Raw genomic sequence first — 18465 nt, 5'->3', positions numbered from 1 at the left:
GAGCGGCTCAGAAGTCGTCGCGGGCGGTGCGGCGGCCGCGCCACAGGAGCACGGCGGCCACCAGCAGGACGCCTCCGGCGCCGCCCGCGAGCGGGGCCGCCCAGGCGGTGGCGCTCTCGTCGGCCTTCGCCGTGTCCGGGCCGTCACCGAAGTACCGGTCGCCGTAGGCGGCGGAGCGCAGGTCCTTCGGTTCGATGCCGGCCGCCTTCCGGATCGCGGCGGCCGGGTCCACGAAGCCGTAGCCGCGGGAGTCGTCGCGGCCGCCGGCCGGGGCGTTGCGCGCCGTGTCCTGAAGCAGCTTCTTGATCTGGGCGGGCGTCAGTCCGGGGTGTGCGGACTTGATCAGGGCGACCGCCCCGGAGACGAACGCGGCGGCGGCGCTGGTGCCCCAGCCCTGGTAGTACTTGCGGTCCGGCGCGGCGATGACGACGTCGACGCCGGGCGCGCTGACGGTGGCGTACCAGCGGCGGGTCGAGAACGACGCCCGGGTGCCGAACTTGTCGACGGCGGTGGCGGCGATGACCCCGGGGTAGGCGGCCGGGTAGGAGATGTGGTCGCCCTTCTCGCCTCCGTTGCCCGCCGAGGCGACGACCGCGACGCCCTTGTCCAGCGCGTACTGGACGGCCTCGTCCTCGGCGGGTTCGGGGTGGGCGGACTTGGAGTCGTCGCCCAGCGAGAGGTTGATGACGTCGGCGCCGTGGTCGGCGGCCCAGCGGATGCCGTCGGCGAGGGCGTTGCCGCGGGTGGTGCGGGCCTTGGAGCGGGCGGAGTCGTCGTCCTCCAGGATCACCCGCACGGGGAGGATCTTGGCCTCGGGGGCGATGCCCATGACACCGTCCGCGTTGCCGTAGCCGTGCCCGTGGCCGGCGATGATGCCGGCCATCGCGGTGCCGTGGCCGGCCCAGGCCGGGTCGCCGCGCTCGGCGCCGAAGCCGACCATGTCCTTGCCCGGCAGGACGTTCCCGTCGAGGTCGGGGTGCTCGTCGTCCACGCCGGTGTCGAGGACCGCGACGGTGATGCCCTCGCCCTTGGTGGTCTGCCAGGCCTCCGCGGTGTGCATGGCCTCCAGGCCCCACTGCTGGGCGCGTATGCCGTCGGCGTGCGCCGCGGTCGACGGGACCAGGGCGAGGGCCGCGGCTAGCAGGACGCCGATCAGGCCCGTGCGGCGGACGGTGCGGGTGGTGGTCACGTGGGCCGCTCCGAGGCGTACGGGCCGACCTGCTTGCGCAGGGAGCGCTCGACGCGGTCGGCGAGGCCCTTCGCCTCGTGCCCGAGCCCGGCCTGGGCGGGGGCCGTGGTGGCACCGGGTCGCACCGCGTCCTCGGCGGGCTGCGGTTCGTCGACGGTGCGGCCGTCGGCCCAGCCGGAGACGGCGTACACGACGACGGGGGCGTCGGTGAGCACGGAGACCGTCCAGGAGGCCCGCTGATCGACGTCGAAGCCGGGGCCGTACGGGCGGGGCATGAGGTCGGTGCGGCGGTCCAGGCCCTCGTCGGTGAAGCGCTTGGCGAGGGAGGCCGTGGCGGTGGCGTCGGCCTTGGTGAAGAGCAGTCCGACGGTGGTGACGTAGGTCTGGGTGGCGTCGGTGTAGGTGGCGCGCAGCAGCCGCTGGCAGCCGACCGGGGAGAGCGCCTTGCGCAGCAGCGGGTCGAAGGCGTCCTTGCAGCCGCTGTCCGGGGCGACCGCGGTCCGCGTCCAGGTGCGGTCGGCGCCGCCGGGGCCGGCGCCCTGGCCCGCCACGGTGGGCGGGAAGAGCTGGTCGACGGGCACGCTGTGCCACAGGCTCCGGGCGGTCGCGAAGCTGTCCTTGGCGGCGGCTGCCTCGGAGTCCCCGACGAGCCAGCTCCCGGTGACGGCGCCCCCGACGAGCCCGAGCCCGAGCACCAGGCAGGCCGCCACGGCGGCGAGCCGCGGTCGGCCGCGTCGGCCCAGCGGTCCGGGCCGCGCGTCGTCGTCGTAGCCCTCGGGCTCCCCGAACGTCACGACGGGCCGCCCGGCGGCGGGGCTCATGGGCGCGCTCCAGGAGAGTGCGGGGTCGGGCGTCACGGGTGGGGCGGGCTCCCGCTCCTCGGGCTCGGCGACGACCGGCCGCAGACGCCGGGTCGTCTCGGCGGGGGCCTCGCCCGGGTGCCGCGGGGCCGTTGTCGTGTACGCCGTCTCCGACGGCGCCCCGGCGGGACGCTCCCCGAGCGGGCCCACGGGGGCGAGCGGCTCGTGCGCGGGCCGGGGGAAGACGGGCGGCACGCCGGGTACGGGATCCACGGGCCGCGAAGCCGGCCGACCGGGCGAACCGGGCGAACCGGGGCGGGACGGGACGGAGGGTCTCCGGGTGGCGTTCGACGACGGTCCTGCGGTGGTCCCGGCCGACCGCGACGGCACGGGTGGCGCGCCGATCGGCCGGGGCGGGACGTCACGCGAGGCATCGTCGGAGGAAGTGGGCGCGGACCGCGGCCGCGGGGGAACCCCGGCGGCGACGTCCGACTCCGCAGGCGAAGGCGAACCGGCCCCGGTGCCGGGGCCCGAGGGAACACGAGCGGACGCGGGCGGCCACGACTCCGCACGCGGAGGCGGACCGACAGGCGCCGAGCCTGCCGTGCCGGGGCGCGGAGGAGCATCCGCCGAGGCGGGCGGCGCAGACTCCGAGCGCGGCACCGCACCGCCCGAGACGGACGGTCCCGAGTCCCGGCGCGGAGGCGGACCGACAGGCGCCGGGCCTGCCGTGCCGGAGCGCGGAGGCGCATCCGCCGAGGCGGGCGGCGCAGACTCCGAGCGCGGCCCCGCACCACCCAAGACGGACGGTCCCGAGTCCCGGCGCGGAGGCGGACCGACAGGCGCCGGGCCTGCCGTGCCGGAGCGCGGAGGAGCATCCGCCGAGGCGGGCGGCGCAGACTCCGAGCGCGGCCCCGCACCGCCCGAGACGGACGGTCCCGAATCCTGGCGCGGAGGCGGACCCGCGGGGGCCGGGGTGCCGATACGAGCCGAGGCGGGGGGCCACGACTCCGCACGCGGAGGCGGACCGGCAGGGGCCGGGGCCGCCGTGCCGGGGGTGCGCGGGGGCTCGTCCGTGGGAGCGGCGGCCGGCGGCTTCGGGGGGCTTGCTGCCGGGCTGCCGGGTGCCCGGGTCGGCGCGGACTTCGGGCGCGGAGGCATGCCTGCCGTGGGCGACGTGTTCGGGCTCGGCGGTATCCAGCCCGGAGCCGAGGGCGCTCTCTCCGGACGCGGAGGCACGTCCGCCGTCGAGGCCGGGCGGGGCGGGTGCTCGGGGTACGCCGCGGGGGCCGTGTCCGGGAAGCGGGCGGATGCCCTGGGCGGCGGCGGGGCGTCGGCGGAACGGCCGGGCGGCGTGCCGAGGGACGGGAAACGGGGCGCCGGACGTTCCGGTTCCGGCTCCTCGGAGTGACGGTTCTCCCCGGCGGAGGGCGGAGCGGAGGGCGGCCTGTCCGGGGGGTGGGAGGCGCGCTGCGCTTCCGTGTTCATGCGCCCCCCGTTTCCTCTCGCCCGGGCCGTACGTCGTCCTCGGGCCCCGTCCGCCGCCCCGGGCCGGTGTTCCGGGCACATCTACCCGCGCGAACGGACCGGCATCCCGCGCCAGCGGGGCGCTCATGTGCGTGCGCGTCACTCTACGGGTTGACCCCGGTCCGGCGGGAACCAGTCCGCGAGCCCGGGGCTTTAGCCCGGAACGTCCCTCTACCCTGCGGTAATCAGGTCTGGCAGGCTTCGTTCATGACTGCGCGCGCCGCCGACCGGGCCCGTTACGACAGGGCCACCGCCCATCTCGACGCCCCTCTCGCGATCGTGGACCTCGACGCCTTCGACGCCAACGCGGACGATCTCGCCCGCCGGGCGGGCGGCAAGCCGATCCGCGTCGCCAGCAAGTCCGTGCGCTGCCGCGCCCTGCTGGAACGCGTTCTGGCCCGGGACGGCTTCGCCGGGATCATGTCCTTCACGCTCGCCGAGTCCCTCTGGCTGGCCCGCTCCGGGTTCGACGACGTGCTGCTCGCCTACCCGTCCGCCGACCGCGCCGGGTTCGCGGAGCTGACCGCCGACCCCAAGCTCGCGGCGGCCGTGACCGTGATGATCGACGACCCGGCGCAGCTGCGGCTGATCGACGAGGCCCGCGACGGCGGCCGCGAGGGGGTCCGGGTCTGCCTGGAGCTGGACACCTCGCTGCGGCTCCTCGGCGGCCGGATCCGGGTCGGTGCCCGGCGCTCCCCGCTGCGCTCCCCCGCCGAAATCGCCGACCTGGCCCGGGTCGTCGCGGGCCGGCCGGGCTTCGAGGTCGTGGGGATCATGGCGTACGAGGGGCACATCGCCGGGGTCGGGGACTCCGTCGCCGGCCGGCCGCTGCGCTCGCGCGCGGTGCGGCTGATGCAGGCCACCGCGCGCCGGGAACTCGCACAGCGCCGCGCGGAGGTGGTGCGGGCGCTGCGGGCCGTGGCGCCGAACCTGGAGTTCGTCAACGGCGGCGGCACGGGCAGTGTGCAGTTCACCGCGGCCGAGGACTGCGTCACCGAGATCGGCGCCGGTTCGGGGCTCTACGTGCCGCGCCTGTTCGACAACTACACGTCGTTCAGCGGCAGGCCCGCCGCGCTGTTCGCGCAGCCCGTGGTGCGCAGGCCGGGCGTGGGCGTGGTGACGGTCCTGGGCGGCGGCTATCCGGCCTCCGGCGCGGCCGGTCCGGACCGGCTGCCCGTGCCGTACCTCCCGGAGGGGCTGCGCTACGACCCGCAGGAGGGGCCGGGCGAGGTGCAAACGCCGCTGCTGGGCTCCCCCGCCGACGACCTCCTGCTCGGTGACAAGGTGTGGTTCCGGCACGCCAAGGCGGGCGAACTGTGCGAGCGCTTCGAGCAGTTGCACCTGGTGCGGGGCGACGAGGTGACGGCGACCGTCCCGACGTACCGGGGCGAGGGCCACACCTTCCTCTGACGGAGCGTCCGGCCGGCTAGCCGGGTGCCACGCTGCTGCCCACGCCCCCGCCGCCGTCCGGGTCGTCGACGGACCGGATGCCGCTGGTGATCCGGTCCATGTCGGCCAGGGGCGGTCCGTCCGCGCCCGCGTCGAAGACGAAGCGGACGCAAACCGGGGACTCGGTGCCGACGCGCGAGGGGAAGACCGTCGACTGGACGTACCCGCCGGGCCCCTCCGCCGTGGTGACCCGCCAGCGCACGAAGTACCCGGCGCGTCCGGCGACCGCGACCGGGCCGGACTTGACGACCCGGTGCGACTCGATGCCGCCGTAGGGGCGGGTGCCGGCGGCGTCGCGGTCGTACGCCGTGTCGGCCGCGTCCTCGATGTCCTCCTCGGCCAGGGCCCGCGGGGACCGTTCGTCGGTCGAGGTCACCGTTCTGGAGATGACCAGGCCGCTGCGGCAGACGCCCTCGTCGCCGGGGCAGTCGTAGGTGCCGTCGGTGGTCATCATGACGTCGTCCCGCGCGACGTGCTCGGGCCGGACCCAGCCGTCGAGCAACGGCAGGGTGATGCCGTTGAGTTCGTCGACGACCACCGTCGGGTCGCTCTCCGCGGGCGAGGGCGACGGGGACGGGGCCCCGGTCGTGGGTGGCGCCCCGGAGGTCGCGGGCGCGGTGACGGTCCCCGTTCCGTCGTCGTCGGCGGAGTCCTGGCCCAGCACCACCGCGCCGATGACGACGGCCGCCACGAGCACGGCCGCCGCCGTGGTGACGGCGACGGCCCTGGCCCGTCCGGAGGCCCCAGCGGCCTGCGGCGTCACGACCGTGTCCCCGGGGGCGCGCCGGTGGTCGGTCCAGGCGGAACCGTCCCACCAGCGCTCCAGATGGGGGGCCTGGGGATCGCGGTACCAGCCGGGCGGGGGCGTCATGCTCATGCGGGCACTCTAGATGCCGCCTACAAGGGGGTGACGTACGCTCCCGAGATTCCTCCGTCGACCAGGAAGTCGGTGGCGTTGACGAACGAGGAGTCGTCGCTGGCCAGGAAGGCGACCGCGGCGGCGATCTCCTCGGCCTCGGCGAACCGTCCGACCGGGATGTGCACGAGCCGGCGCGCGGCCCGCTCCGGGTCCTTGGCGAACAGCTCCTGAAGCAGCGGGGTGTTGACCGGCCCGGGGCACAGCGCGTTGACCCGGATGCCCTCGCGCGCGAACTGCACGCCGAGTTCGCGGGACATGGCGAGGACACCGCCCTTGGAGGCGGTGTAGGAGATCTGGGAGGTGGCCGCGCCCATCCGCGCCACGAAGGAGGCGGTGTTGATGATGGAGCCCTTGCCCTGGCGCCGCATGTAGGGGATGGCCGCCTTGCAGCAGAGGTAGACGGAGGTGAGGTTGACCTCCTGGACGCGCTTCCACGCCTCCAGGCCGGTCTCCAGGATGGAGTCGTCGTCGGGCGGCGAGATCCCGGCGTTGTTGAACGCGATGTCCACACTGCCGTAGGTCTCGTACGCGGTCCTGAACAGCGCCTCGACCTGCTCGGCGTCGGTAACGTCGACCTTGACGAAGGTGCCGCCCACCTCGTCGGCCGCCGCCTTGCCGCGCTGTTCGTCGACGTCGCCGCAGACCACGTGGGCGCCCTCGGCGGCGAGCCGCCGGGTGGTGGCGAGGCCGATGCCGCTGCCGGCTCCGGTGATCACGGCGGTACGGCCGACCAGGCGCCTGCAGACGGTCTCCTCAGAGGACGAGCCGGGGGAAGAACCGGGGGAAGAAGTCACTGTGCGGGGCCCTCCGTGCTGATGAAGACGTTCTTGGTCTCGGTGAAGGTGGTCAGTGCGTCCGGGCCGAGTTCCCGGCCGATGCCGGACTGCTTGAAGCCGCCGAACGGGGTCCAGTAGCGGACGCTGGAGTGGGAGTTGACGGACAGGTTGCCCGCGCGGACGGCCTGGGAGACGCGCAGCGCGCGGCCGACGTCCCGGGTCCAGATCGATCCGGACAGGCCGTAGTCGGTGGCGTTGGCCAGCCGTACGGCGTCGGCCTCGTCGTCGAAGGGCAGCACCACGGCGACCGGTCCGAAGACCTCCTCCACGGCGACGCGCGCGCCCGGGTCGACGCCGGTGAGGAGGGTGGGCGGGTACCAGAAGCCGGGGCCCTCGGGTGCCTTGCCGCGGATGCCGGGGGCCTCGGGATCGACGTAGGAGCGGACGCGTTCCAGTTGGGCGCGGGAGATCAGCGGGCCCATGTCGGTGCTCTCGTCGGACGGGTCGCCCACCCGGACCGCCTGGAGCGCCGGGCCGAACAGCTCCAGGAACCGGTCGTGCACGGAGCGCTGGACCAGGATGCGGGTGCGGGCGCAGCAGTCCTGGCCGGAGTTGTCGAGGAAGGCCATGGGCGCGGCCAGGGCGGCCGTTTCGAGGTCGGCGTCGGCGAAGACGATGTTGGGGCTCTTGCCGCCGAGTTCGAGGGTGACCCGCTTCAGCAGCGCGGAGCCCTTCGCCAGCACCTGCTTGCCCACGGCCGTGGAACCGGTGAAGACGATCTTCGCCACGCCGGGGTGCTCGACCAGGGCGTCCCCGGCGACGGGCCCGTGGCCGGGCAGCACCTGGAACAGCCCCTCCGGCAGCCCGGCTTCGAGAGCCAGCTCCGCCAGCCGCAGCGCGGTCAGCGGGGTCGTCTCGGCGGGTTTGAGGAGGACGGCGTTGCCCGCGGCGAGGGCGGGGGCGGTGCCCCAGGCCGCGATCGGCATCGGGAAGTTCCAGGGCGCGATGACGCCGACCACCCCGAGCGGTTCGAGGAAGGTGACGTCGAGGCCCCCGGCGACCGGGATCTGGCGACCGGTCAGCCGCTCCACCCCGCCCGCGGCGTAGTCGAGCAGGTCGCGGACGTTGCCCGCCTCCCAGCGGGCGTTGCCGAGGGTGTGGCCGGCCTCGCGGACCTCCAGCCGGGCGAGTTCCTCGCGGTGTTCGTCGACGGTTGCGGCGAACCTCCGCAGCAGCCGGGCGCGGTCGGCGGGGGCCAGGGCCGCCCACGCGGTCTGGGCGCGGGCGGCCCGTACGACGGCGGCGTCCACGTCGGCCCGGGAGGCAGCCGGGACGGTGGTGACGACCTCCTCGGTGGCCGGGTTCAGTACCTGGAGCTGGTCGGGCAAGGAGGGCCTCACAGGCGTTCGAAGGAGCGGCGGAGCTCCCAGTCGGTGACGGCGGCGTCATAGGCGTCGATCTCGACGCGGGCCATGTTCCGGTAGTGCGCGACGACCTCGTCGCCGAAGGCGGCCTTGGCGACGGGGCTGTTCTCCCACAGCTCGGCGGCCTCGCGCAGGGTGGTCGGGACGTGTTCGTACTCGGCGGCGTAGGCGTTGCCGGGGCAGGGCTCGGGCAGTTCCAGCCGCTGCTCCACGCCGTACAGGCCGGCGGCGACCAGGCCCGCGACGGCCAGATACGGGTTGACGTCGCCGCCGGGGAGGCGGTTCTCGAAGCGCAGCGAGCGGCCGTGGCCGACGACCCGCAGGGCGCAGGTGCGGTTGTCGTGGCCCCAGGCGACGGCGGTGGGCGCGAAGGAGCCGGGCTGGAACCGCTTGTAGGAGTTGATGTTGGGCGCGTACAGCAGGGAGAAGTCGCGCAGCGCGGCGAGCTGGCCGGCGAGGAAGTGCCGCATCACCTCGGACATCCCGCCGGGCGCGGCCATCGCGTTGCCGCCGTCCGCGTCGGCGAGGGAGAGGTGGATGTGGCAGGAGTTGCCCTCGCGCTCGTTGTACTTGGCCATGAAGGTGAGGGAGACGCCCTCCTGGGCCGCGATCTCCTTGGCGCCGGTCTTGTACACGGCATGCTGGTCGCAGGTGACGAGGGCCTCGGCGTAGCGGAAGGCGATCTCGTGCTGGCCGGGGTTGCACTCGCCCTTGGCGGACTCCACGGTCAGGCCCGCGCCGGCCATCTCGTTGCGGATGCGGCGCAGCAGGGGCTCGATGCGGCCGGTGCCGAGGACGGAGTAGTCGATGTTGTACTGGTTGGCCGGGGTCAGGTCGCGGTAGTTCGCGTTCCAGGCCTGTTCGTAGGTGTCCTTGAAGACGATGAACTCCAGCTCGGTGCCCACCTGGGCGGTGAGCCCGAGTTCGGCGAGGCGCTCCAGCTGGCGGCGCAGGATCTGGCGGGGGGCCGCGGCCACCGGGGAGCCGTCCTCCCAGGCGAGGTCGGCGAGGACGAGGGCGGTGCCGGCGTTCCAGGGGACGCGGCGCAGGGTGGACAGGTCCGGGCGCATCGCGAAGTCGCCGTAACCGCGGTCCCAGGAGGACATGGCGTAGCCGTCGACGGTGTTCATCTCGGTGTCGACGGCGAGCAGGTAGTTGCAGCCCTCGGTGCCGTGGTCCAGGACCTCGTCGAGGAAGAAGCGGGCGGCGAACCGCTTGCCCTGGAGCCGCCCTTGCATGTCCGGGAAGGCCAGGACGACAGTGTCGATCTCGCCGCTCGCGACGAGGGCGTGCAGCTCCTCGACGCCGAGCGGCGGTGTGCGGTCTGCCACGGGAAAGCCTCCTAGGGCCTCTTCGTTCAGCCGGAAGCCATAAGGTATTGCCGAGAACCATTGCTTGGGAAGGGGGCACGGCGGGATGTCGGTGGACGCTGATCCGGGACCGGAGGGGGACGCCGCTCCGGGTCCGGAAGGGGACGCCGCTCCGGGTCCGGAAGGGGACGCCGCTCCGGGTCCGGAAGGGGACGCCGCTCCGGGTCCGGAGGACCGGCTCACCCCGGTGCTGCGGCCGGTGCGCGCGGGCAACGGCTTCGAGGAGGCGCTGGAGCAGATCCTCCAGGTGGTCCGGCTCGGCCTGGTGCCCGGCGGCGAACGGCTGCCCGCCGAGCGGGATCTCGCCGAGCGGCTCGGGATCAGCCGGGTGACCCTGCGCGAGGTACTGAAGGTGCTCCAGGACCAGGGGCTGGTGGAGTCCCGGCGGGGCCGCTACGGCGGAACCTTCGTGCTGCCGCGCGCGGACGCCGGCGGCGAGAACGAACTGCGCCGCCGGATCGCCGCGGTGGACATCGAGGACGTGCTGCGCTTCCGGGAGGTGCTGGAGGTCGGCGCGGTCGGCCTGTGCGCGGCGCACGGTCTGACGCCGGAGCGGGAACGGCGGCTGCGCAAGGCGCTGGCCGCGACCCGGGACGCGCCGCTCGGCGACTACCGGCGCCGCGACACCCTCCTGCACCTCACCCTCGCCGAGCTGTGCGGGTCGCCGAGCCTCGCCGCGCGGTACGCGGCGGTGCGGGCCTCGGTCAACGAACTCCTGGACTGCATCCCCCTGCTGGTCCGCAATCTGGAGCACTCGCAGCGGCAGCACACGGCGCTGGTGGAGGCGGTGCTGGACGGGGACGCGGACGGCGCGCGGGAGATCATGCGGGAGCACTGCGCGGGAACGGCCGCGCTGCTCAGGGGATTCCTGGCCTGAGCCGGGGACACGGAAAAGGTTCAGTCGCGGTCCATTGAAAGGGCGGAGCATGCCGGACAGACCGCTGATCGGGGTCAGCACCTATCTGGAGGCCGGGACGCGCTGGGGCGTGTGGGAGCTGGAGGCGGTCCTGCTGCCGGCCGGCTATCCGCGACTGGTGCAGCGCGCGGGCGGGCTCGCGGCCCTGCTGCCGCCGGACGCGCCGGAGCACGCGGCGGCCGCGGTGGCCCGGCTGGACGGGCTGGTGATCGCGGGCGGGCCCGATGTGGAGCCGGTGCGCTACGGCGCAGAGCGGCACCCCCGCACCGGGCCCCCCGCGCGGGCCCGGGACACCTGGGAACTGGCCCTGATCGGGGCGGCGCTCGACGCGCGGATCCCGCTGCTCGGGGTCTGCCGGGGCATGCAGCTGCTGAACGTCGCCCTCGGAGGCACGCTCGTACAGCATCTGGAGGGCCACGCGGAGGTCGTCGGCGTCTTCGGCCGCCACCCGGTCAAACCGGTCCCGGGCAGCCTGTACGCCGGTATCGCCCCGGAGGAGACCTCGGTGCCCACGTACCACCACCAGGCGGTGGACCGGCTCGGGGCGGGACTCGTCCCGACGGCGTACGCGGAGGACGGCACGGTCGAGGCCCTCGAACTGCCCTCCGCCGACCACTGGGTCCTCGGTGTGCAGTGGCACCCGGAGATGGGCGAGGACGTACGGGTGATGCGGGCCCTGGTGGAGGCGAGCCGCGGCGCCGGGACGTGACGCCGCGCGGGCGGCTCAGCCCCGCGTCAGGTGCAGCAGATCCCGGGCCGGGCCGACCGGGCGGTGTCCGGCCGGCCACACCGCCTTCAGGTCCCGGGCCAGGGAGACGTCCGCCAGGGGGATGCTCACCAGGCGGCGCAGGGACAGCTCCTCGCGGACGGCCAGTTCGCTCAGTACGGCGGGACCCGCGCCGCTGACCGCGGCGGCCTTCACCGCGGTGGTGGAGGAGAGTTCGATCAGCGGCCGGGCCAGTCCGCCGAGCGCGGTGTCCAGGACCTGCCGGGTGCCCGAGCCCTTCTCCCGGAGGATCAGCGGCGTCACCGCAAGTTCCCCGGCCGTCAGCGGGCGCCGGCGCCGGGCCCAGGCGTGGCCGGGTGCCGTCACCACGATCAGCCGGTCGTGGGCGATCACCACCGAGTCCAGGCCCGTGGGAAGGGTGAGCCCCTCCACGAAACCGAGGTCCGCCTCGTCCGCCAGGAGCCGTTCGGCCACCGACGCGGAGTTGCCCGCGAGCAGCGACACGGCGGTGTCCGGGCGGCCCGCGCGCAGCGCCAGCAGCCAGCCCGGCAGCAGGTACTCGGCGATCGTCATGCTCGCCGCCACCCGCAGCCGCGAGTCCCGCCGGTCCCGCAGCGCCTGCGCGCCCACGTCGAAGGCCTCGGCCGCCTCCACGATCCGCCGCGCCCAGTCCGTCACCAGCGCCCCGGCGTCCGTCAGCCGCGAGCCCCGCGGCGACCGGTCCACCAGCGCCACCCCGAGCTGCCGCTCCATGGACCGGATCCGGCTGCTGGCGGCGGGCTGGGTGATCCCCAGTTCGCGCGCCGCCCCGCCGAGACTGCCGAGCCGCGCCACCGCGAGCAGCAGTTCCAGCGCGCCGAGGTCCGGAACGCGATGGGCCAGCTGGGAGGTCACCGCACTACTCATAAGTCCAGCTTATGTCCTCATAGGGCCATGGTCCCTGGTGGCCGCCCCGGACCGGCGCGACCGTGGAACCATGGTCACCGCCGCCCACCCCTCGCGCGTACCGGCCGTCCGTCACCTCGGGCCGAACTGGTACGCCTCCGTCATGGGCACCGCCGTCGTCGCCACCGCCGGCGCCGCGCTCCCCGTGCCGGTCCCCCGCACCGCGCTCACCTCGGTCTGGGCCCTGTCCCTGCTGCTGCTGACCGGCCTCCTCGCCGCCCGCGCCCTGCACTGGAGGTACCACCGGGACCAGGCCCGCGCCCATCTGCTGGACCCGGCGACGGCCCCCTTCTACGGCTGTCTGTCCATGGCCCTGCTGGCCGTCGGCGGCGGCGCCGTCACGGTCGGCCGGGACTGGATCGGCACCGGGGCGGCGGTCGCGCTCGACCTGGTGCTGTTCGGCACGGGCACGGTGATCGGACTCGTGGCCGCCGTCGCCGTCCCGTACCTGATGGCCGTGCGCCACCGGGTGGAGCCGGGACAGGCCACGCCGGTGTGGCTGCTGCCGCTCGTCGCCCCCATGGTGTCCGCCGCCCTGGGTCCGCTGCTGGTCCCGCACCTGCCGCCCGGACAGGCGCGCGAGACGCTGCTGCTCGCCTGCGTCGCGCTGTTCGGCCTGAGCCTGTTCGCGACGCTGCTGATGCTGCCCCTCGTCTTCGCCCGGCTGGTCACCGGCGGACCGCTGCCGCTCGCGCTGACCCCGACCCTGTTCCTGGTGCTGGGCCCGCTCGGCCAGTCCACCACCGCCGTCGGCAATTTCGCCGCGTACGCGCCCGGCGTCGTACCGGCCCCCTACGCCGAGGGCTTCGACATGCTGGCCGTGCTCTACGGCGTGCCCGTGATGGGCTTCGCGCTGCTGTGGCTGGCCTTCGCCACCGCGCACGTGGTCCGGGCCCGGCGGGCGGGCATGCGGTTCGCGATGACCTGGTGGGCGTTCACCTTCCCGGTCGGCACCTGCGTCACCGGCGCCGAGGCGCTCGCCCGGCACACCGGGCTCCTGGTCTACGACGGGCTCGCCGTGGGCCTGTACGCGCTGCTGGTGGCCGCCTGGCTGACCGCCGGGGCGCACACCGTGCGCGGGGTGGTCAGCGGAGCGCTGCTGCGAGCGCCGCGCCCAGCACCCCCGGCGCCTCGGCCAGTGACGGTCCGTACCACGTCAGGTGCCGTCCGCTGACCAGCGCGCAGGGCAGTCCGGGGAAGGCGTCCGGGCCGTCCTCGGCGGTGAAGCGGTACGGCTCGTCGGGGAGGACGACCAGGTCGGGCGCGACCGCCCGCAGCTCCTCCAGGGGGACGCGGGGGTAGCGCTCGGGGTGCGTGGCGTGGACGTGGTCCACTCCGAGGCGGGCCAGCAGGTCACCGGCGAAGGTGTCGCGGCCGAGCACCATCCAGGGGCGCCGCCAGACGGGCACCACGGCGGTGCCGCGGCGGTCCGGGACGGGCAGCGCCGCCCAGGCCCGCTCCGCCTCCTCCAGCCAGCCGGGGCGGGGATCGGCCCCGCAGGCCGCGAGCACCCGCTCCAGCTCGCTCAGGGCCTGCGGCAGCGTGCGGATCTCGGTGACCAGCACCTCGGCGCCCGCCGCCCGCAGCGCGTCGAGGTCGGGGGCGCGGTTCTCCTCCTCGTTGGCGATCACCAGGTCGGGGGCGAGGGCGAGGATCCGCTCGGTGCTCGGGTTCTTGGTGCCGCCGATCCGGGCCGCGTCGAGGCCGGCCGGATGCGTGCACCAGTCGGTGACGCCGACCAGCACGCCGGGGGCGGAGACGGCCACGGCCTCCGTCAGGGACGGCACCAGGGAGACGACCCGCATCAGCGGGGCCGGTCCTCGACGGCCTCGATGTGCTCGGCGACGGCCACGACGACGACCCGGGTGTCGGGCACCGTGGCCCGCCAGCGGTGCCGGACACCGCCGGTGAGGTACAGGGTGTCGCCCCGGCCGAGCCGGTAGGCGCGCCCCTCCGCCTCGATCTCCACGGCGCCCTCGGCGACGTACATCAGCTGGTCGTTGCGGTACTGGATCTCGCGGCCCGCCTCGTGGTCCCCGGTGAACTCCGAGGCGTGCATCTGGTGGTGGCCACGGACCAGGGAGCGCACCCGCGGCGGTCCCGGCGCCGGGTCACCGGGCTCGGCGCGGACCACGTCGACGCTGCACGCCGGGTCGGCCGCCGCGAGGAGTTCCACCGCGGTGGTGCGCAGGGCGTCGGCCAGCTTCTCCAGCGAGCTTCTGCTGGGGCGGGCGCGATCGTTCTCCACCTGGCTCAGGAAGGGCACCGACAGACCGCTGCGCTCGGCCACCACGGCGAGGGTGAGGTCCAGTGCACGGCGGCGCCGCCGTACGGCCGCGCCCACGCGCAGGGGCTGTTCCTTGTGGTCGCCCATGGCTCCGGCTCCCTCCCTCGCTCGTCGTCGTCGCGGTGCGGGTTCTCCGAAGAGTTCTCTGCACCCTACGCATGTTCGGCAAACAGTTTCATGCGCCCGTCACATCGACGACACACAGTGAGCGGTCCTGTCTCACGGTTCGCGCCACCACCGGGCCCCGGACCGGACGGTTCCGGGGGTGTTCGCCCCGCTGTGGGACCGTCCGCTGATGGAAGACTGCCTGATCGGGTCGGCGGGTGCGGCCGCCTCGCCCCGGTTGGCCGGATTTCGCGCACCACGAGAAGGCGGGCGTCCGGCACCCGCCAGGTGCACCGGACGCCCGCCGGAACGTGGGCCCGCGAGCCGCTAGGCGGCCGGAGTCATCCGTTCCACCATCCCGGGGTGCTCGTCGAGCCAGGCGGCGACGGCCTCCTCCTCGTGGCCCTGGCCGCGGTCCTTGATCTCCTGTTCGAGGGTGCCCAGCTCGTCCTCGCTCATCCTGAAGTCCTTGATCCACTTCGTGAGCTGCGGATACCGCTCGGGGAACTCCTTGTTGGAGATCGTCCGGATCGTGTTGCCCTCGCCGAAGAACTTCTGCGGGTCCTTCAGCTTGGTCAGCTCGTACTCGCTGTACGCCCAGTGCGGCGACCACAGCACCACCGCGATCGGTTCCTTCTTGGCGTAGGCGCGCTTGAGTTCGGCGAGCATCGCGGGGGTGGAGCCGTCGACGACCTCGTACTCGTCGTCCAGGCCGTAGCCGGGCAGCACCTTGGACTTCAGGAGGTTCATCTCCCCGGTCCCGGGCTCGATCCCGACGATCCTCCCGTCGAACGTGTCCGCCTTGCCCTTGAGGTCCTCCAGCGAGTCCACGCCCTTGACGTAGGACGGCACGGCGAGCTCCAGCGAGGTCGGTTCGTACCAGGTCCCCAGGTCGTGGAGCTCGTCCTTGCTCTTGTCCCAGTAGTTCTTCTGCGCGTACGGCAGCCAGGCGTCGAAGTTGAGGTCGAGGTCACCGGAGGCAAGGCCGGTGTAGACCGGGCCGACGTCCATCTGCTTGAGGTTCAGCCGGTAGCCGCGCCGCTCCAGGACGTTCTTCCACAGGTAGGTGACCGCGATGTCCTCGTCCCAGGGGAACCAGGCCACGTCCAGCGGACGCTTCGCCTCGGCCGGCGTCCCGCTGTCCTTGACCGGGGCGAGCTCGTCGACGAGACCGGGCTGGTCCTCCAGCCAGGCGCGCACGGCGTCCTGCTGCTTGCCCTTGCCGGCCTTGACGATCTCCGACTCCAGGGAGGTGAGCTGGTCCTCGGTGAGCCGGAAGTCCTTCAGCCACTGGCCGACGACCGGGTTCTCCGCGGTGAAGCCCTTGCGGGCCAGGCTGTGCACGCCGTCGCCCTCGCCCCAGGCGCCCTTGGGGTCCTTGAGCTTCTTCAGCTTGTAGTCGCTGTACGCCCAGTGCGGGGACCAGAGCGTGGTGACAATCGGTTCCTTCTTGTCGTACGCCCGCTTCAGCTCGGCCAGCATGGCCGGGGTGGAGCTGTCGACGACCTTGAACTCCTGGTCCAGGCCGTACTCCTTGAGGACCTTGGTCTTGAGCAGGCTCATCATTCCGGCGCTGGACTCGATGCCGGTGATCTTGCCGTCGAACTGACCGGCCTTGCCCTTGAGGTCCTCCAGCGAGTCGATGCCCTTCATGTAGGCGGGCACGCTCAGTTCGAGGGAGGTCGGCCCGTACCAGGAGCCGAGGTCCTCCAGCTTCGAGCCGTACTTCTTCCAGTACTGCTCGTGGGTGACGGGCAGCCAGGAGTCGGTCTGGAAGTCGATGTCGCCCTCGGCGAGGGAGGTGTAGAGGGGGCCCGCGTCGAACTGCTTGGCCTCGACCTCGTAACCGCGCTGCTCCAGGATCTCCTTCCACAGGAAGGTGGAGGCGACGCCCTCGTCCCAGGGGATGTAGCCGATGCTGATCTTCTTGCCCTGGCCGACGTTCTTTGCGTCGGCGACGGGCGCGGCCTTGCCTCCGCCGCCGAAGACGCCCATGCCGCCGGCGACCAGCGCGAGCACGACGACGCCGACCACGGCGACCGAGGCGCGCGGGCGGTAGGACCAGATCTTCAGGCCCTGGGCGGCGCGCGCCCGGGCGGCGGCCCGGCGGCCGAGCGGGGAGACCTGGGTGCCCAGGGCGCCGGTCATCCGGTCCAGGTAGATCGCGAGGATCACGATGGCGATGCCCGCCTCGGCGCCGAGGCCGATGTTGAGCTGGCCGATCGCCTCGTTGACGTCGCCGCCGAGGCCGCCGGTGCCGACCATGCCGGCGATGGCCGCCATGGACAGACCGAGCATGATGACCTGGTTGACGCCGGCCATGACGGTGGGCAGGGCCAGGGGCAGCTGGACCCGGAACAGGGTGTCGCGCGGGGTGGTGCCGAACGCCTCGGCGGCCTCGACGAGTTCCTCGTCGACCTGGCGGATGCCCAGTTCGGTCATGCGGACGCCCGGGGCGAGCGCGAAGACGAGGGTGGCGACGATGCCGGCGGCGGCACCGCTGCCGAAGAAGAGGATCGCCGGGATCAGGTAGACCATCGCCGGGAGCGTCTGCATCAGGTCCAGGGCGGGCCTGACGACGGCGCTGACCCGGCTGGAGCGGGCCGCCCAGATGCCGAGCGGCACCGATATGACCAGCGCGACGACCGTGGCGACGAGGACCAGCGACAGGGTCACCATCGCGTCCTCCCACAGGTCGAGGGAGATCACGAAGGCGAAGCCGGCGAAGGTCAGGACGCCGCCGAGGGTGCCCCGCAGCCAGAACGCGACCAGCGCGAAGATCCCGGCGAGCAGCAGCGGCTCGGGGGCCTGGAGGACGGCGTCGACGCCGTCGTAGGCGCCGCGGAAGATCTGCTCGAAGAAGTCGAACAGCCAGCCCATGTGGGTGGTGAGCCATTCGACCCCGTCGTTGACCCACTGGCCGAACTCGATCCTAGGCACGGGCGGTCACCTTCTCTCCGCCCTTGTCGCGCGGGGCGGGACAGGGCTCCGGTTCGGAGCTCTCGTCGCCGAGGAAGCCGACGAGCCGCTGCCGCGGTACGACGCCGACCAGCTTCTTCTTCCCGTCCAGCACCGCGACGGGGTGGGAGAGCCGGGCGCTGAGCGCGCACAGGTCGTGGAAGGGGGTGTCGGGCGTGGCGGTGGCGCAGGCGCAGTCGGCCTCGTCGCCGCGGACCGCGCGGTCCATGACGGAGGACGCGGTCAGCACCCGGGAGCGGTCGACGTCCTGGGTGAAGGAGGCGACGTAGTCGTCGGCGGGGCGCACCAGGATGTCCTCGGCGGTGCCGATCTGGACGATGCGGCCGTCGCGCATGACGGCGATGCGGTCGCCCAGGCGCATGGCCTCGTTGAGGTCGTGGGTGATGAAGACGATCGTCTTCTTCAGCTTCGTCTGCAGTTCGAGGAGCTGGTCCTGCATGTCACGGCGGATCAGCGGGTCCAGCGCGCTGAAGGACTCGTCCATGAGCAGCAGGTCGGCGTCGGTGGCGAGCGCGCGGGCGAGGCCGACGCGCTGCTGCATGCCGCCGGACAGCTCGTCGGGCCAGGACTTCTCCCAGCCCTTCAGTCCGCACAGCTCCAGGGCCTCGGCGGCCCGCCGGAGACGTTCGGCCTTGGCGACGCCCTGGACCTCCAGGCCGTAGGCCGCGTTCTCCACGACGCTGCGGTGCGGGAAGAGCGCGAAGTGCTGGAAGACCATGCTGATCTTCCGGGCGCGGACCTCACGGAGGTCCCGGGCGCTCAGCGAGGTCAGGTCCTGGCCGTCGAAACGGACGTGCCCCGCGGTCGGCTCCAGCAGACCGTTGAGCATGCGCAGCAGCGTGGACTTGCCCGAGCCGGACAGGCCCATGACGACGAAGATCTGGCCCGGTTCCACGGTGAAGGAGGCGTCGACCACGGCGGCGGTCGTGCCGTCGGCGCGCAGCTCCTCCCGGTCGGCACCACCGCGGAGCCGCTCCACCGCCTCGTCCTGTCGCCTGCCGAACACCTTGTAGAGATGTTCGGCCTCCAGTCTCGCTGACACGTGTACCTTC

The 18465-nt window shown here is 73.7% G+C and carries 15 protein-coding genes; 4 read left to right on the top strand and 11 right to left on the bottom strand.

All coding sequences use genetic code 11. From position 1 onward, the window contains the following. Positions 1–7: 7 nt before the first annotated feature. Together mycP and AB0E07_RS17995 are read right to left on the bottom strand one after the other, a co-directional pair. Positions 8–1189, bottom strand: coding sequence for a type VII secretion-associated serine protease mycosin (gene mycP, locus AB0E07_RS18000; protein ID WP_362252309.1), 1182 nt, complete (start codon positions 1187–1189; stop codon positions 8–10). Further along, positions 1186–2244 (bottom strand): hypothetical protein, encoded by a 1059-nt coding sequence (locus AB0E07_RS17995; protein ID WP_362252306.1) that lies wholly within the window; start codon positions 2242–2244, stop codon positions 1186–1188. The genes mycP and AB0E07_RS17995 overlap by 4 nt, the downstream gene beginning before the upstream one ends. Positions 2245–3723: 1479 nt before the next feature. Here AB0E07_RS17995 and AB0E07_RS17990 point away from each other — a divergent pair. Then, a complete protein-coding gene (locus tag AB0E07_RS17990; RefSeq protein ID WP_362252303.1) occupies positions 3724–4926 on the top strand; it encodes an amino acid deaminase/aldolase in 1203 nt (400 codons plus the stop codon). Positions 4927–4942: 16 nt separating this feature from the next. Here AB0E07_RS17990 and AB0E07_RS17985 read toward each other — a convergent pair whose 3' ends face one another. From AB0E07_RS17985 to AB0E07_RS17970, 4 genes are read right to left on the bottom strand one after another with little or no spacing between them, the layout of a single operon-like run. Then, positions 4943–5836, bottom strand: a complete 894-nt coding sequence (locus AB0E07_RS17985) for a DUF2510 domain-containing protein (protein WP_362252428.1) — start codon at positions 5834–5836, stop codon at positions 4943–4945. Positions 5837–5862: 26 nt separating this feature from the next. Continuing rightward, positions 5863–6678, bottom strand: coding sequence for a 3-oxoacyl-ACP reductase (locus AB0E07_RS17980; RefSeq protein ID WP_362252300.1), 816 nt, complete (start codon positions 6676–6678; stop codon positions 5863–5865). Continuing rightward, positions 6675–8048, bottom strand: coding sequence for an aldehyde dehydrogenase family protein (locus AB0E07_RS17975; protein WP_362252296.1), 1374 nt, complete (start codon positions 8046–8048; stop codon positions 6675–6677). The genes AB0E07_RS17980 and AB0E07_RS17975 overlap by 4 nt, the downstream gene beginning before the upstream one ends. 8 nt (positions 8049–8056) lie before the next feature. Next, complete coding sequence (locus AB0E07_RS17970; RefSeq protein ID WP_362252293.1) at positions 8057–9415, bottom strand: glutamine synthetase family protein; 1359 nt, start codon at positions 9413–9415, stop codon at positions 8057–8059. Positions 9416–9500: 85 nt separating this feature from the next. Here AB0E07_RS17970 and AB0E07_RS17965 point away from each other — a divergent pair, with 85 nt between their 5' ends. Together AB0E07_RS17965 and AB0E07_RS17960 are read left to right on the top strand one after the other, a co-directional pair. After that, positions 9501–10331, top strand: coding sequence for an FCD domain-containing protein (locus AB0E07_RS17965; protein WP_362252290.1), 831 nt, complete (start codon positions 9501–9503; stop codon positions 10329–10331). Between the two features lie 49 nt (positions 10332–10380). Beyond that, positions 10381–11079 (top strand): gamma-glutamyl-gamma-aminobutyrate hydrolase family protein, encoded by a 699-nt coding sequence (locus AB0E07_RS17960; RefSeq protein WP_362252287.1) that lies wholly within the window; start codon positions 10381–10383, stop codon positions 11077–11079. A 15-nt stretch (positions 11080–11094) separates the two neighbouring features. Here the strand turns inward: AB0E07_RS17960 and AB0E07_RS17955 are convergent, their stop codons facing one another. Beyond that, positions 11095–12003 (bottom strand): LysR family transcriptional regulator, encoded by a 909-nt coding sequence (locus AB0E07_RS17955; RefSeq protein ID WP_362252284.1) that lies wholly within the window; start codon positions 12001–12003, stop codon positions 11095–11097. A gap of 70 nt (positions 12004–12073) precedes the next feature. Here AB0E07_RS17955 and AB0E07_RS17950 point away from each other — a divergent pair, with 70 nt between their 5' ends. Next, positions 12074–13216 (top strand): TDT family transporter, encoded by a 1143-nt coding sequence (locus AB0E07_RS17950; RefSeq protein ID WP_362252281.1) that lies wholly within the window; start codon positions 12074–12076, stop codon positions 13214–13216. On the opposite strand, the gene AB0E07_RS17945 is transcribed toward AB0E07_RS17950, so the two are convergent. From AB0E07_RS17945 to AB0E07_RS17930, 4 genes are all read right to left on the bottom strand, one after another. Further along, positions 13128–13847, bottom strand: a complete 720-nt coding sequence (locus AB0E07_RS17945) for a helical backbone metal receptor (protein WP_362252278.1) — start codon at positions 13845–13847, stop codon at positions 13128–13130. The genes AB0E07_RS17950 and AB0E07_RS17945 overlap by 89 nt on opposite strands. Further along, positions 13847–14416 (bottom strand): helix-turn-helix domain-containing protein, encoded by a 570-nt coding sequence (locus AB0E07_RS17940; protein WP_362252275.1) that lies wholly within the window; start codon positions 14414–14416, stop codon positions 13847–13849. The genes AB0E07_RS17945 and AB0E07_RS17940 overlap by 1 nt, the downstream gene beginning before the upstream one ends. A gap of 345 nt (positions 14417–14761) precedes the next feature. After that, positions 14762–17374: an ABC transporter permease/substrate binding protein gene (locus AB0E07_RS17935; RefSeq protein ID WP_362252272.1), complete on the bottom strand. Its 2613-nt coding sequence runs from the start codon at positions 17372–17374 to the stop codon at positions 14762–14764. Continuing rightward, positions 17367–18455: a glycine betaine/L-proline ABC transporter ATP-binding protein gene (locus AB0E07_RS17930; protein WP_362252269.1), complete on the bottom strand. Its 1089-nt coding sequence runs from the start codon at positions 18453–18455 to the stop codon at positions 17367–17369. Before AB0E07_RS17930 ends, AB0E07_RS17935 begins: the two co-directional genes overlap by 8 nt. Between the last annotated feature and the right edge of the window lie 10 nt (positions 18456–18465).

It is taken from the genome of Streptomyces sp. NPDC048002 (genome assembly GCF_040653275.1).
GTDB lineage: Bacteria > Actinomycetota > Actinomycetes > Streptomycetales > Streptomycetaceae > Streptomyces.
The sequence above is the reverse complement of the archived record's forward strand: the minus strand, read 5'-3'. Positions and strand labels throughout refer to the sequence as shown.

Excerpts from the sequence above, each read along its gene's own strand:
- AB0E07_RS17990 (WP_362252303.1), top strand. The coding sequence starts at position 3,724 with ATGACTGCGCGCGCCGCCGACCGGGCCCGTTACGACAGGGCCACCGCC.
- AB0E07_RS17985 (WP_362252428.1), bottom strand. The coding sequence starts at position 5,836 with ATGACGCCCCCGCCCGGCTGGTACCGCGATCCCCAGGCCCCCCATCTG.
- AB0E07_RS17965 (WP_362252290.1), top strand. The coding sequence starts at position 9,501 with ATGTCGGTGGACGCTGATCCGGGACCGGAGGGGGACGCCGCTCCGGGT.
- AB0E07_RS17960 (WP_362252287.1), top strand. The coding sequence starts at position 10,381 with ATGCCGGACAGACCGCTGATCGGGGTCAGCACCTATCTGGAGGCCGGG.
- AB0E07_RS17955 (WP_362252284.1), bottom strand. The coding sequence starts at position 12,003 with ATGAGTAGTGCGGTGACCTCCCAGCTGGCCCATCGCGTTCCGGACCTC.
- AB0E07_RS17950 (WP_362252281.1), top strand. The coding sequence starts at position 12,074 with ATGGTCACCGCCGCCCACCCCTCGCGCGTACCGGCCGTCCGTCACCTC.
- AB0E07_RS17945 (WP_362252278.1), bottom strand. The coding sequence starts at position 13,847 with ATGCGGGTCGTCTCCCTGGTGCCGTCCCTGACGGAGGCCGTGGCCGTC.
- AB0E07_RS17940 (WP_362252275.1), bottom strand. The coding sequence starts at position 14,416 with ATGGGCGACCACAAGGAACAGCCCCTGCGCGTGGGCGCGGCCGTACGG.